9 protein-coding genes and 1 tRNA gene are annotated in these 14,161 nt (G+C 71.3%); 3 read left to right on the forward strand and 7 right to left on the reverse strand.

What is annotated here, in order from left to right; genetic code table 11:
• Positions 1–194: 194 nt before the first annotated feature.
• Complete coding sequence (locus tag AC5P1B_RS15780) at positions 195–851, reverse strand: ANTAR domain-containing response regulator (protein WP_493887754.1); 657 nt, start codon at positions 849–851, stop codon at positions 195–197.
• Positions 852–949: 98 nt separating this feature from the next.
• On the opposite strand from AC5P1B_RS15780, the gene AC5P1B_RS15785 reads away from it, so the two are divergent.
• Positions 950–1,022, forward strand: a tRNA-Leu gene (locus AC5P1B_RS15785).
• A 122-nt stretch (positions 1,023–1,144) separates the two neighbouring features.
• Here the strand turns inward: AC5P1B_RS15785 and pyk are convergent.
• Both pyk and AC5P1B_RS15795 read right to left on the reverse strand, forming a co-directional pair.
• The gene (gene pyk, locus AC5P1B_RS15790) at positions 1,145–2,578 is read right to left on the reverse strand and encodes a pyruvate kinase (protein ID WP_493887755.1); all 1,434 of its coding nucleotides are present in this window, start codon (positions 2,576–2,578) and stop codon (positions 1,145–1,147) included.
• A 145-nt stretch (positions 2,579–2,723) separates the two neighbouring features.
• Positions 2,724–3,425 (reverse strand): SIMPL domain-containing protein, encoded by a 702-nt coding sequence (locus tag AC5P1B_RS15795; protein WP_493887756.1) that lies wholly within the window; start codon positions 3,423–3,425, stop codon positions 2,724–2,726.
• Positions 3,426–3,573: 148 nt separating this feature from the next.
• Between AC5P1B_RS15795 and AC5P1B_RS15800 the strand changes: the two genes are divergently transcribed.
• The gene (locus AC5P1B_RS15800; RefSeq protein ID WP_493887757.1) at positions 3,574–5,379 is read left to right on the forward strand and encodes a bifunctional metallophosphatase/5'-nucleotidase; all 1,806 of its coding nucleotides are present in this window, start codon (positions 3,574–3,576) and stop codon (positions 5,377–5,379) included.
• A 382-nt stretch (positions 5,380–5,761) separates the two neighbouring features.
• Here the strand turns inward: AC5P1B_RS15800 and AC5P1B_RS15805 are convergent, their stop codons facing one another.
• The 4 genes from AC5P1B_RS15805 to pepN form a co-directional block, all read right to left on the reverse strand.
• Entirely contained in the window at positions 5,762–7,195 is a 1,434-nt protein-coding gene (locus tag AC5P1B_RS15805) for a lysine N(6)-hydroxylase/L-ornithine N(5)-oxygenase family protein (RefSeq protein WP_493887758.1), read from the reverse strand.
• A complete protein-coding gene (locus tag AC5P1B_RS15810) occupies positions 7,192–8,508 on the reverse strand; it encodes a pyridoxal phosphate-dependent decarboxylase family protein (RefSeq protein ID WP_493887926.1) in 1,317 nt (438 codons plus the stop codon). The genes AC5P1B_RS15805 and AC5P1B_RS15810 overlap by 4 nt, the downstream gene beginning before the upstream one ends.
• Before the next feature lie 656 nt (positions 8,509–9,164).
• Positions 9,165–10,016, reverse strand: a complete 852-nt coding sequence (locus AC5P1B_RS15815) for an SDR family oxidoreductase (RefSeq protein ID WP_493887759.1) — start codon at positions 10,014–10,016, stop codon at positions 9,165–9,167.
• 164 nt (positions 10,017–10,180) lie between these two features.
• Entirely contained in the window at positions 10,181–12,727 is a 2,547-nt protein-coding gene (gene pepN / locus AC5P1B_RS15820) for an aminopeptidase N (RefSeq protein WP_493887760.1), read from the reverse strand.
• Positions 12,728–12,841: 114 nt separating this feature from the next.
• Between pepN and AC5P1B_RS15825 the strand changes: the two genes are divergently transcribed.
• Complete coding sequence (locus tag AC5P1B_RS15825) at positions 12,842–14,128, forward strand: amidohydrolase (RefSeq protein WP_493887761.1); 1,287 nt, start codon at positions 12,842–12,844, stop codon at positions 14,126–14,128.
• The last annotated feature ends 33 nt before the right edge of the window (positions 14,129–14,161 follow it).

Here is a 14,161-nt window from a genome sequence, read left to right on the forward strand (position 1 = left end):
AGTTCCCCGCGCCCCTGACGGGGCACAGCCCCGCCCGGTGCTGGGCACGCATGATCCGCCGAACGCTCCCTGACTGCGCTCCCGGTGCATCCGCAGGTCACGACGAAGGGACCCGCGCCGTCCTGCCGACGGCGCGGGCCCCTTCGCTGTTACTTGTCTGCTGCCGCTTGCCCGCTGCTGCGCGAACTCGCGGGCTACGCTTCCTTCGCGCTCTTCGCGGCCTTCTTCTCCGCGGCGTCCTCGATGACCGCCTCGGCGACCTGCTGCATGGACATCCGGCGGTCCATCGACGTCTTCTGAATCCACCGGAAGGCCGCGGGCTCGGTCAGGCCGTACTGCGACTGCAGCACGCTCTTCGCCCGGTCCACGAGCTTGCGGGTCTCCAGTCGCTGGGAGAGGTCGGCGACCTCCATCTCCAGCGCCTTGAGCTCGGTGAACCGCGAGACGGCCATCTCGATGGCGGGCACCACGTCGCTCTTGCTGAACGGCTTGACGAGGTACGCCATCGCCCCGGCGTCCCTGGCCCGCTCGACCAGTTCGCGCTGCGAGAACGCCGTGAGCATGAGCACGGGCGCGATGCTGTCGGCCGCGATCTGCTCGGCGGCCGAGATCCCGTCGAGCACCGGCATCTTCACATCGAGGATGACCAGGTCGGGGCGGTGTTCGCGGGCGAGCTCGACGGCTCGCTGCCCGTCGCCCGCCTCGCCGACGACGGAATACCCCTCTTCTTCGAGCATTTCCTTCAGGTCGAGGCGGATCAGGGCCTCGTCCTCAGCGATGACGACGCGTGTGGTCTGCGGCGGGACGTGCGGCTGCTCGTCATCAACGGGCTCGGGCTCGACGGCGCTCACGGGACTCCTCGGATCAGGCAGGTGGTGCCCCATGAGCCTACCTAGCTCCTGTATCTTTGATGCACGGCGGATCTCCGCTAACCTTCCTTTCGAAGGATGCCCCGGTAGCCCAGCGGAAGAGGCACGGCTCTCAAACAGCCGCCAGCGTGGGTTCGAATCCCACCCGGGGCACTCTACCTTCCTTTCTAAGGTTGTCATCTGTTGGCGATCTTCACTCACTGAGGCGAACATCGCTTCACTACGTGGCGGCACAGCCAGGGCTTGACTCTCGCCGATCCCCCGTTGCCGCCCTCTTACGCGGCCGGGTCGACGTCACCGATGTGGTGGACGCGGACCAGGTTCGTGGAGCCGGGGACGCCGGGCGGGGAGCCCGCCGTGATGACGACGACGTCGCCCTTCTGGCAGCGGCCGATGCGCAGCAGCTCCTCGTCCACCTGGGCCACCATCGCGTCGGTGGACTCGACGCGGGGGCCGAGGAAGGTCTCGACGCCCCAGGTGAGGTTGAGCTGGGAGTAGGTCTGCGGGTCCGGGGTGAAGGCCAGGACCGGGATGGGTGAGCGGTAGCGCGAGAGCCTGCGGACCGTGTCGCCGGACTGGGTGAAGGCGACGAGGAACTTCGCACCGAGGAAGTCGCCCATCTCCGCCGCCGCCCTGGCCACGGCGCCGCCCTGGGTACGGGGCTTGCTGCGCTCGGTCAGCGGCGGAAGCCCTCTGGCCAGGACCTCTTCCTCGGCCGCCGCGACAATGCGGCCCATCGTCTTGACCGTCTCGATCGGATACTTGCCGACACTGGTCTCGCCGGAGAGCATCACGGCGTCCGTGCCGTCCATGACGGCGTTGGCGACGTCGGACGCCTCGGCGCGGGTGGGCCGGGAGGCGTCGATCATCGAGTCGAGCATCTGCGTCGCCACGATCACCGGCTTGGCGTTGCGCCTGGAGAGCTTGATGGCGCGCTTTTGGACCATCGGCACGGCCTCCAGCGGCATTTCGACGCCCAGGTCGCCCCGGGCGACCATGATGCCGTCGAAGGCGTCCACGATCGCTTCGAGGTTGTCGACGGCCTGCGGCTTCTCCACCTTGGCGATGACGGGGAGCCTGCGCCCCTCCTCGTCCATGATCCGGTGCACGTCCCGGATGTCGTCGGCGTTGCGGACGAAGGACAGCGCGATGATGTCGGCGCCGGTGCGCAGCGCCCAGCGCAGGTCCTCGATGTCCTTCTCCGACAGGGCGGGCACGGAGACCGCGACGCCGGGCAGGTTAAGGCCCTTGTGGTCGGAGACCATGCCGCCTTCGATGACCGTGGTGTGGACACGCGGCCCGCTGACGGAGGTCACTTCGAGGGTGACGCGGCCGTCGTCGACGAGGATGCGCTCACCGCGCGTGACATCGGCGGCCAGCCCCGCGTAGGTGGTGCCGCAGCAGTAGCGGTCGCCCTCCATGTCCTCAACGGTGATGGCGAAGTCGTCGCCGCGTTCAAGGAGTACGGGTCCTTCACGGAATCGGCCGAGCCGAATCTTCGGACCTTGAAGGTCAGCGAGGACGCCGACGCTGCGGCCGGTCTCCTTGGATGCCTCGCGCACCCGGTGGTATCGCTCCTCATGCTCCACGTACTTGCCGTGGCTGAGGTTGAGGCGGGCCATGTCCATTCCGGCCTCTACGAGCCTCTTGATCTGCTCGTACGAGTCGGTGGCGGGGCCCAGAGTACAGACGATTTTCGCTCGGCGCATGAGCCGAGCCTATGACCTACCGGCCGGTAGAGAACCGTGGACTCCTTACAGCCCAACAACCTTTACATGAAAGGCTCTTGACAACTAGTGAAACGTGCGCGAGGGCGCTCTGATGAGCGATTTCGGCGCCCTCCGCACGTTCTTCTCACAGTTCGGGACGCGTCATCGTGAACCGCGCGTTGACGTGCGCGTACACGGTCTGACGCTGCGGCTCCAAGTCAAGGGCGGGGGCCTGTTCGGCCGCCGCGGAGCGGGCTCCGCCGTAACCGCCGCGGAAACCGCCGGGGGCGGCGGGCATGGCCGGAGAGTTCTCCGCGCCGGTGTCGGCGAGTTCCACGATGGCGGCGAGCCGGGCGCCCAGCGCCTCGGCGTACTCCCTGGCGCGCTTGACGGCCTCGCGTACGGCCTGCTGGCGGGCGTCGCGGTGGGCGGGCGAGTCGGGGCGCAGGGCCCACCAGGGGCCGTCGACGCGGGTGAGCTCCAGGTCGGCGAGGCGGGTGGTGAGCTCGCCGAGCGCGCTGAAGTCGGGCAGGGTCACGGTGAGGTAGACACGGCCGTGGTACGCGCGGATGCGTTCGCCCCGGCCCTTGTCGGAGAGCTGCGGGGTGATGCTGAAGGCTCCCGTCTCCAGCTTCTCGATGGCCTCCCCGTAGGACTTGACGAGGTCGAGGACCTGGGCGTTCCGGCGTGTGAGGTCGTCGAGCGCGGCACGCCGGTCGGTGCCACGGGCGCTGATGGTGATGCCGATGCGGGCGATCTCGGGGTCGACTTCGAGGCGAGCCTCGCCGCGTACGGCGACGCGGGGGGTGTCGGGTGTGCCGTAGGACAGGGGTGTGGATGTGGTCATGCGCCTCACTCTCGCAGCCGGGTGAGCGGTCAGGTAGTCATGTGATCGAAACCTGACAGGGGTGTTGCGAGGGGCGGGCTCCGGTGCAGAATCTACGCGCGTTACGCGCTGTGCGTCGCGCGCCGCGCAGTCACCCATGGGAGATGAGATGCCACTCGACCGCAGGAAGTTCCTGGAACGCTCCGCCGCCACGGGAGCGGTGGTGGCCTTGGCGGGGGCGGCGGCCGCAGCTCCGGCCGAGGCGCGGGGACAGGGCCCGGGCGGGCGGCGCAAGCGGTACTCGTTCACCGTCATGGGCACGACGGACCTGCATGGCAACGTCTTCAACTGGGACTACTTCACCGACGCCGAGTTCGACGACAAGGACCACAACGACGTCGGCCTGGCGAAGATCGCCACACTGGTGAACGAGGTGCGGGCGGCGAAGGGCCGGGAGAACACCCTGCTGATCGACGCGGGCGACACCATCCAGGGCACCCAGCTGTCGTACTACTACGCGAAGGTCGATCCGATCACCGGGCCCGGCGGTCCTGTGCATCCGATGGCGCAGGCGATGAACGCGATCGGCTATGACGCGGCGGCGCTGGGCAATCACGAGTTCAATTACGGCATTCCGGTGCTGCGCAAGTTCGAGGAGCAGTGTGACTTCCCGCTGCTGGGCGCGAACGCGCTGGACGCGAAGACCTCGCGGCCCGCTTTCCCGCCGTACTGGATGACACGGCTGCGTACACCGTGCGGGCGGGATGTGCGGGTGGCGGTGCTCGGGCTGACGAATCCGGGGATCGCGATCTGGGACAAGGCCCATGTGCGGGGGAAGATGACGTTTCCCGGGCTTGAGGAGCAGGCCGCGAAGTACGTGCCCCGGCTGCGGTCGATGGGCGCTGACGTGGTGATCGTGTCCGCGCATTCGGGGAGCAGCGGAACATCCTCCTACGGTGACCAGCTGCCGCATGTGGAGAACGCCGCGGCGCTGGTGGCCGAGCAGGTGCCGGGCATTGACGCCATTCTGGTGGGGCACGCGCACAAGGAGATTCCCGAACACCGCGTGGTGAACAAGGAGACCGGGCAGGAGGTCGTCCTGTCGGAGCCGCTGAAGTGGGGGCAGCGGCTGACACTCTTCGACTTCGCGCTGGTCTGGGGCCGGGGGCGCTGGCGGGTGGAGTCGGTCTCGGCGAAGGTGCTGAACTCCAACGAGGCGGCGGAGGACCGGAGCGTCACCGGGCTGCTGGCGGATGAGCACGCCAAGGTCGTGGCGTATGTGAACCAGGTCATCGGGACGTCGACGGCGAGGATGGCGGCGGCTGAGGCGCCGTACAAGGACACCCCGATCATCGATTTCATCAACCATGTGCAGGCGGAGACGGTGAAGGCGGCGCTCGCGGGAACGGAGCACGCGAAGCTGCCGGTGCTCTCGCAGGCGTCGTGTTTCTCGCGTACGGCCGCGGTTCCGGCGGGGAAGGTGACGATCCGCGAGGTGGCCGGGCTGTATCCGTTCGAGAACACGCTGGAGGCGCGGGTGCTGACCGGCGCGCAGCTCAGGGAATACCTGGAGTTCTCGGCACGGTATTACGTACGTACTCCGGCGGGCGGTGACGTCGATCCGGCGAAGCTGACGAACGCGGACGGCATACCGGACTACAACTACGACGCGGTCAGTGGGGTGTCGTATGAGGTGGATATCGCCAAGGAGCCGGGGAAGCGGATCGCGAAACTGAGCTTCGGTGGAAGGCCGCTCGCTGACGACGCGCTGTTCGTGCTGGCGGTGAACAACTACCGGGCGAGCGGCGGTGGCAATTTCCCGCATGTCGCCGGGGCGAAGCAGGTGTGGTCGGACTCGGATGAGATCCGTAACACGATCATTTCGTGGGTGCGGGCCAAGGGCACGATCGACGGCGCCCAGTTCGCCTCGGTCGACTGGAAGCTGACCCGGGACGGTACGCCGGTCTTCGCGTAAACCGTTCGGCTGTTTCCCGCAGGGCCAGCACAATGGCGGAATGGATGAGGAGTTCGCCGCCGCGCTGGAGCCCGTACGCCGGGACGTGGCCGCTTCGTGTGCCGTGCCGATGCGGTTCGTCGAGGATGACTGGTCCCGGCGACTGACCGAGGACGGCTGTGCCGGAGTGATGCTCTACGACGAGGACGGCAGCGGGGTGGGCCTTTCCGTGATGCTCGGCCTTGACCGGGCCGAGCAGACCGCTGACCTCGCCGACCAGGCGCAGACCTCGGTGGTGGAGGCCCTCTGCGCGGCGCTCGGGCCCGCCGTGTGGCCCGAGTGCCCCACTCACCCGGATACGCATCCGCTGGCCGCCGGGGTGCGGCAGGGGGAAGCGGTGTGGTCATGTCCGCGCGGCGGGGCGCCGGTCGCGCTGATCGGGGAGCTTGCGCAGCTGGCTGGTGCCGGGGCCGGTGCTCGGGGCGGGGACGGGTTCGAGGCCGAAGGTCGTGAACGCGGTCCTGCGCGGAAGCGGAAACGCCGGTTCGCCCGTGAGTGAGTTCAGGATGACGGCGCCGCGCCAGGCGGCGAGGCCCAGGTCGGGGGCGCCGACGCCGTGTGTGTGGCGTTCGGCGTTCTGCACGTAGATGGCGCCGCTGATCCCGGGGTTGAGGACGAGCCGCTGGTGCTCGTCGACCCGGGGGCGGCCCGCGCTGTCGCGCTCCAGCTGAGGGTAGAGGTCGGCGAGGAGGGTGTTGACGCAGCGCTCCTGGTAGCCGGTGGCCAGGACGACGGCGTCGGTGGTGAGGCGGCTGCGGGTCTGCTGCTGGTCGTGTTCGAGGTGGAGTTCGACGCGGGTGGTGGCGACGCGCCCCGCGGTGCGGACACGGACGCCGGGGGTGAGGACGGTCTCGGGCCAACCGCCGTCGAGGCTGCGGTTGTACAGCTCCTCGTGGATGGCCGCGATGGTGGCGTGGTCGATGCCCTTGTAGAGCTGCCACTGGGTGGGCAGCAGCTGGTCGCGGACGGCCTCGGGGAGTGAGTGGAAGTAGCGGGTGTAGTCGGGGGTGAACTGCTCGAGCCCGAGCTTGCTGTATTCCATGGGCGCGAAGGCGGGGGTGCGGGTCAGCCAGTGCAGGCGTTCCTTGCCGTGCGGGCGGTGGCGCAGCAGGTCGAGGAAGACCTCGGCGCCCGACTGGCCCGAGCCGACCACGGTGATGTGGTCGGCGGCGAGCAGGACGTCGCGGTGGTGGAGGTAGTCGGCGGAGTGCACGACGGGGACGCCGGGCGCGTCGGCGAGGGGGCGCAAGGGGTCGGGGACGTGGGGGGTGGTGCCGACGCCGAGGGCGAGGTTGCGGGCGTAGGCGCGGCCGAGCTCGTCGGCCTGTCCCTCTTCGCCGACCTGGGAGAAGTCGAGTTCGAAGAGTTCGAGGTCGGTGTTCCAGCGGACGGCGTCGATGCGATGCCGGAAGTGGAGTCCGGGGACGTTCTCGCTGACCCAGCGGCAGTACGCGTCGTATTCGGCGCGCTGGATGTGGAAGCGCTCGGCGAAGTAGAAGGGGAAGAGGCGTTCGCGGCTGTGCAGGTAGTTCAGGAACGTCCACGGGCTGCCGGGGTTGGCGAGGGTGACCAGGTCGGCGAGGAAGGGGACTTGGAGGGTGGCTCCGTCGACGAGGAGGCCGGGGTGCCAGCGGAAGGCGGAGTGCTCGTCGTAGAAGGCGGTGCGGAGGGTGGGGATGCCGTGGGCGAGTGCGGCGAGGGAGAGGTTGCACGGGCCGATGCCGACGCCCGCGAGGTCGAGGGGCTCGTCGGGGCTGGTGGTGGGGGTGGTTCTCATGCGGTGGGGTGGCCTTCCACGAGTTGCACCAGGGCTTCGAGGTCGCTGGGCTGGGTGTGCGGGTTGAGAAGGGTGGCCTTGAGCCACAGGCCGTCGGGCCCGGTGGCGCGGCCGAGGACGGCGCGGCCTTCGGTGAGGAGCCTGCGGCGGACCTCGGCGATGGCGGGCGCGTCCGCTCCGGTGGGGCGGAACACAACGGTGCTGATGGTGGGCCGCGAGTGGAGTTCGAGGCCGGGCCGCTTCTCGATGAGGTCGGCGAGGCGCTGGGCGGCGGCGCAGGTGCGGTCGATGAGGCCGGCGAGGCCGCTGCGGCCGAGGGCGCGCAGGGTGACGGCGATCTTCAGGATGTCGGGGCGGCGGGTGGTGCGCGGGGAGCGGCCGAGGAGGTCGGGAAGCCCGGCTTCGGTGTCGTCGTCGGCGTTGAGGTAGTCGGCGCGGTGGCCGAGCGGGGCGAGGTCGCACGTGGCGGGGACGACGAGCAGCCCCGCCGCGACCGGTTGCCAGCCGAGTTTGTGCAGGTCGAGGGTGACGCTGTGGGCGCGCTCAAGACCGCTGACCTTGTGCCGCTGGGCGTCGCTGAACAGCAGGGGGCCGCCGTAGGCCGCGTCGACGTGCAGCCGGGCGCCGTGCGCGGCGGTGATGTCGGCGAGCTCGGGCAGCGGGTCGATGGCGCCGGTGTCGGTGGTGCCCGCGGTGGCGATGACGAGGGCGGGGCCGGGGAGTTCGGCTAAAGCGGCGTGGACGGTGGCGGGGTCGAGGACGCCGCGCGGGGTGGCGAGAACGAGGGGCTCGGGCAGGCCGAGCAGCCATGCGGCGCGGTGCACGCTGTGGTGGGCGTTGGCGCCGCAGACGATCCGCAGGGCGCGTGGGGTCTGAGGATGGCGGGCGCGCTGATGCGGAAGGACATGGCTGGGCCTGGTTGCCAGGGCAGGGGCGACGCGTGCTGCCCGTGGTGCGCGGGTGGCTTGGGGGTGGGTGGCTTGCGGGTGGGTGGTGGCGTAGGCGACTTCCGGGGCGACGCCGCCGCCTGGCTCGGGGTCGGCAGCACGCTCCGGCTCGGAGGCGGTGGCGCGGCCGGGCTCGGGGGAACCGGTCGGCTGCGCGGGCAGGGCCGTTCGGCCTGCCGCGTGGGTCGCGGCGTGGGACGCGGCCGCTTCGCGGGCGAGCAGCAGGGCGAGTTGGTTGGACTCCGTGCCGCCGGTGGTGACGAGGGCGTCGGGGGCGGACGCGTTCTCGTAGACGAGGGCGGCGAGCGCTCTGCTGACGAGGGCTTCGAGTTCGGAGGCCGCGGGTGCCTGGTCCCAGGAGTCCATCGACGGGTTGAGGGCGCTGGCGGCGAGATCGGCGGCCACGGCGACGGCGAGGGGCGGGCAGTGCAGATGGGCCGCGCAGTGCGGGTCGGCGGGGTCCGCGGCGCCCACGGCGACGGCGTGGATGAGAGCACGCAGGGCCTCGTGCGCGCCGGTGCCGTGGAGGGGGATCGGGTTGCCGATCGCTTCCCGTACCCGCCGGGCGACGGCGTCGGGCCCGCCGGACGGCAGCGGGCCCGCGCGGTCGGCGGCGCCCGCGGCGAGCGCGGCCAAGGCGGTGTCGAGCAGCGGGCGCAGCGCGCGGGGGCCTTCGGCTCCGCCCGCGAGGAGGGGGCTGGCGTCGGCAGCGGGCACAGGCACAGGTGTGCCCTCCAAAAGGAAGTCGCAGGGGATGAGGCCGCCTTAAGTTACTTGCGGCGTTGCGGAATACGACGTCCCTCTGGTCAAAACCACTCATACGTGGTAAGGCGTTGCTGGTGTGCGCGCCGTATCTGCTAGAGAAGTATCCCGGCCATACCCTGAGCCGGGATCGGGCACGGGTGCCGCAGTCTCACCCCGCACTCCATCCGCACCGAGGGCCGGGCCCTGGACCACAGTCCAGGTCCCGGCCCAGGCACGGTGCGGATGAGCCGCGGGGTGGGTAGCGGCGGCGGACGCGGCTAGCGCGCGTCCCGGCGGAAGTCGGCGGCGTGGTCCGCGGCCCACTGGGCGAAGGTCAGGGCCGGGCGGCCGGTGATCTCCCGCACCGTCGTGGTGACTTCGGGAACGCTGCCGACCGCTTCGGCGAAGGCGGCGAGGATCGTGGGCAGGATGTGCGGATCAACGTGCGGGTACATCTCCGGGGTGACGCTTTCCACCGGGATCTCCTCGAAGCGCACGTCCCTGCCGATGGCCGCGCCGATGATCCGGATCTGCTCGGCCGTGGTGAGGATGTCGGAGCCGGTGAGGCGGTGGATGGCACCGTTGTGGCCGTCGTCGACGAGCGCCCGGGCGGCGACGGCGGCGATGTCGGCCTCGTGGATCGGCGCGGCGCTCACCTCGGCGAACGGGCCGCGCACGGTGTCACCGGCGCGGATCTGCGACGCCCACTGGAGGGAGTTCGTGGCGAACGAGTTGGGCCGCAGGACCGTCCAGGCGACACCGCTCGCGCGGACAGCGCGTTCGGGCGTCAGGTGGTGGGCGACGAGCGGGTCGCTCTCGTCGGCCTCGTCCGTGACGGCGCCGGAGGAGAGCAGCACGACCCGTTCGACACCCGCCGGGACGGCGGCGGCGAGCAGGTCCTCCGTGCGGTCGCCGACCGCGCTCAGATTGATGAACAGCCGTGTAGCACCACTGAACAGGGCGTGCAGCCCGGCGGTGTCGGCGAGGTCGGCCCGTACGGCTTCGGCCCCCGGCGGCGTGTCGGCCCGCCGCGGGTCGCGGGTGAGGGCTCGTACCTTGTGGCCCTCGGCGGTGAGCTGGGACACCAGGGCGCGGCCCACGTTGCCGGTGGCGCCGGTCACGACGATCACGGTTGCTCCTTGTCCGGCGGGCGGTGGGCCGCCTGGCCGTTCGTTGGTGGCCGATCGCGGCGCCCGGTGACCGGTTCGCCTGATCAGCTCATGATCAACGAGCCTAGGTGGATCATCCGCCCGCCGGATCGTCGGCGAGGACCGGCATGGGTCGGCCGTAAGACCTACGCCCCGGCTGGTCCGCCCACTGGCCCACGCGCTGAGCCCTCCGCGCCCTGCCGCACCCGCAGGGCCCGCCGCAGGTCGTCCAGTTCGTCAGCGAGGCGGCGGCGCAGCGCCGGGATGGGTTCGCTGTCGCGCAGGCAGTCCTCGCCCCAGCGCAGCGTGTCGGCGTCCACCGCGTGGTGGGGGAAGCCGAAGCGGCCGACGGCCTGGGCGATGGCGGGGCCGCGCCGGGCCGACACGTCGACCAGGGCCGGGAAGTAGCGCGGCAGGTAGGACCGGAGCAGGTCGTGCTGTTCGGGCTGCCAGAAGCCCTCGGCAGTGGCGGTGGCCAGGTATGCCGACAGCTCGTCCCGCTCGAAGAGCGCGGTCCAGGCGGCCTGCTTGGCTTCCGCGTCGGGGAGCGCGGCGCGGCAGCGGGCGGCGCCTTCCTGGCCGGTGGCGCTGGAGTCGGCGGCGAGTGCGGCGTCGATGTCGGCCGGGGTGGCGGCGCCGAGGACGGAGCGGCGCAGCAGCAGTCGCCAGCGCAGCTCCGGGTCGAGGACGGGGCCGCCGGGAACGGTGCCCGCGGCGAGCCAGTCACCGAGTTCGGCGGGGTCGGTGGCGCTGTCGGCGAGGGTGCGTACGGCGCACAGCCGCAGGCCCGGATCGGAGCCGTCATCGGTGCGCCGCATCAGGTCGCGGCAGGTGTCGGCGAGGGTGGCCAAGGCGGCGGCGCGGCAGTGCGGCGGGAGGTAGCGGTCGGCGATCTGGGTGCGGGCGAAGGCGAGGACACCCTGTACGAGGGGGAGTTCGGTTTCGTACGGGAGGTGGGCGCGCAGCGCGTCGAGGAAGGCGGTCGGCGGCAGCTGCCCGTCGCGTACGAGGTCGCGTGCCGCGTTCCAGGCGACGGCCCGGGAGGACGCGTCGGGCAGTCCTGACAGGGCGTCGGCGAGGGTGTCCCAGGACCTGGCGTCGAAGCCGATCTTGGCGTAGGTGAGGTCGCCGTCGTTGACGAGGATCAGGTCGGGGCGGGGCCCCTGCCCGGTGTGGCTGTCGTCGGTGGGGGCGGTCCAGCGCAGCGGTTCGCGCGGGATGAGGCGTCCTGGAACCGCCGGGTCCTTGTCGTACAGCCCGATGGTGAGCTGGTGGGGGCGGCTGCCGTCGTGCTTCAGGCTCAGTCCCCAGCCGTCGGCGGACTCGCGGACGACGGGGGTGAGGGTGTCCACGCCGGTGGTGCGCAGCCAGGCGTCGGCCCAGGCGTGGACGTCGCGTCCTGAGGCGTGGGCGAGGGAGTCGATGAAGTCGGCGAGGGTGGCGTTGCCGAAGCGGTGCCGTGTGAAGTGGTCGTTGATGCCCGCGAGGAAGTCGCGCTCTCCCAGCCAGGCGACGAGCTGGCGCAGCGCGGAGGCGCCCTTGGCGTAGGAGATACCGTCGAAGTTGAGGCGGGCGGCGGCGGTGTCGGGAACGCCTTCGGGGGCGGGCGCGACGGGGTGGGTGGAGGGCCGCTGGTCGGCGTCCGAGCCCCAGTTCTTGCGGCGGATGCCGAAGTCGGCCCAGGTGTCGGTGTAGCGGGTGGCTTCGGTGAGTGTCTGGAAGCCCATGTACTCCGCGAAGGACTCGTTCAGCCAGACGTCGTCCCACCAGCGCATGGTGACGAGGTCGCCGAACCACATGTGCGCCATCTCGTGGGCGATGACCATGGCGCGGGTCTGGCGTTCCGCGTCGGTGACGGCGGAGCGGAAGACGAACTCGTCGCGGAAGGTGACCAGGCCGGGGTTCTCCATGGCGCCGGAGTTGAACTCGGGGACGAAAGCCTGGTCGTAGGAGTCGAAGGGGTACGGCTCGTCGAAGATCTCGTGGTAACGGTCGTAGCAGCGCCGGGTGATGTCGAAGATCTCCTCGGCGTCGGCGTCGAGGTGCGCGGCGAGCGAGCGGCGCACGTGCAGCCCGAAGGGCAGCCCGGCGTGCTGGGTGCGCACGGAGTGCCAGGGGCCTGCGGCGAGAGCCATGAGGTAGGTGCTGATGGGCTGGGTGGCGGCGATCCGCCAGCGGCCGTCCGCGGTGTCGCCGACGCGTTCGGCGATGCCGTTGCCGAGGACGGTCCACTCCGGCGGAGCGGTGACGGTGACCTCGAAAACGGCCTTGAGATCGGGCTGGTCGAAGCAGGCGAACACCTTGGGGGCGTCCGCCATGCAGCACATCGTGTAGAGGTAGGTCTCGCCGTCGGCCGGGTCGGTGAAGCGGTGCATGCCCTCGCCGGTGCGCGAGTAGCGCATGTCCGCTTCGACGCGCAGGTCGTGCTCGCCTTCACCGAGGCCGGTGAGCGGGAAGCGGCCGTCGGCGAAGGCCGCGGTGTCCAGCTCCCGCCCGTCGAGCACGACACGGCGCACCGCCGCTGCCTCCAGCTGGACGAAGCTGTCGGTTCCCGCCTCCCGCGCGCTGAAGCGGACGGTCGTCGTGGAGCCGAACAGCTCGGCGCCCCGCGTGAGATCGAGGTCGATGGTGTAACGGCGGAGGCCGAGACGGCCGGCACGGGTCTGCGCTTCATCGCGCGTCAGTACGGACATGCCGCCATGCTGCCTCACGCCACTGTCACCGCGCAGGTGGGCGGGGGTACGCGAGATCCGTCCCGGTACGGCAGGGTGGGACATGACCACTGCCGTACGTTCCGGGAGCAACCAATGAAGCGCGCCGACGCCAGCGAGACCGACATGGGTACCGACGCCCCGGCGGGCGGCGGCCCAGCCCCCGGCACCGAAGCGGGCACCCGGCACTCCCCCGGCCTCAGTGGCGCGGCCGCCGCGGCGAACGAGGACGCGCAGGCCCGGATCGGCGCGTTCGCGGGGCGGCTGCGGGAGCTGAGCCGGAGCCTGCACGCGGACCCGGAGCTGTCGTTCGCCGAGCACCGCGCCGCCGACCGGCTGGCGGAGCTGCTGGAGGCGGCGGGGTTCGCGGTGCGGCGCGGGCCGTACGAGCTGCCCACGGCGCTGACCGCCTCGTACGGGAGCGGGCCGCTGACGATCGGGGTGTGCGCCGAGTACGACGCGCTGCCCGGCATCGGGCACGCTTGCGGGCACAACGTGATCTGCGCGGCGAGCGCGGGCGCGGCGATCGGCCTCGCGGCAGCCGCCGACGCGCTCGGCTTCCGCGTCCTGCTGCTCGGCACGCCCGCGGAGGAGGACGGCGGCGGCAAGGTGCTGATGCTGGAGCGCGGGGCGTTCGACGAGGTGACGGTGGCCATGATGGCGCACCCCGGCCCGTACGACGACGTCGATCCGCGCTCGTCCACCACGGCGGTCTCGCGTTTCGAGGTGACGTTCACCGGCCGGGCCTCCCACGCGGCGCTGGCACCCCATCTCGGCGTCAACGCGGCCGACGCCGCCGTGGTGGCACAGGTGGCGGTGGGGCAGCTGCGGCAGCAGCTGCCCGACGGCTACCGGGTGGCGGGGATCGTCCGCGACGGCGGCGAGCGCACGAACATCATTCCGGAGCGCACCGTCATGGAGTGGGAGGTGCGCACGCCCACGGCGGAGGAGCTGACAGAGCTGCGGGGCCGGGTGACGGCGTGCTTCGAGGGCGCGGCGCTGGCGACGGGCTGCGAGGTCGCCTTCAGGCCGACGCAGCCGGACTACCTGGACCTGCGCAACGACGCCTGGCTGATGGAACGCTACGCGGACGGGCTGCGGACGGCGGCGGGGCGCACGGTGCCGGAGCCGACGGGCGAGCCGAGGCGCCTCGGCGCGTCCACGGACATGGGGAACGTGACACAGGCGCTCCCCTCGATCCACCCCCACCTGGGCATCCTGGGCGCACAAGGCGTCCCGCACACCCGCGAGTTCGCCGACTGGACCGGCGGCGAGGCGGCCGACGACGCGGTGCTCGCGGCCGCGCGGGCGATGGCCTGGGCGGGCATCGCCCTGGCGGCCGACCCGGAGCGGCGCGCGCGGTACCTGGCGGCACGGGGATGAGGCGGCGGCAGGGCCCCGTGCTGTGCCGGGCCG

Source organism: Streptomyces sp. A01, assembly GCF_059026195.1.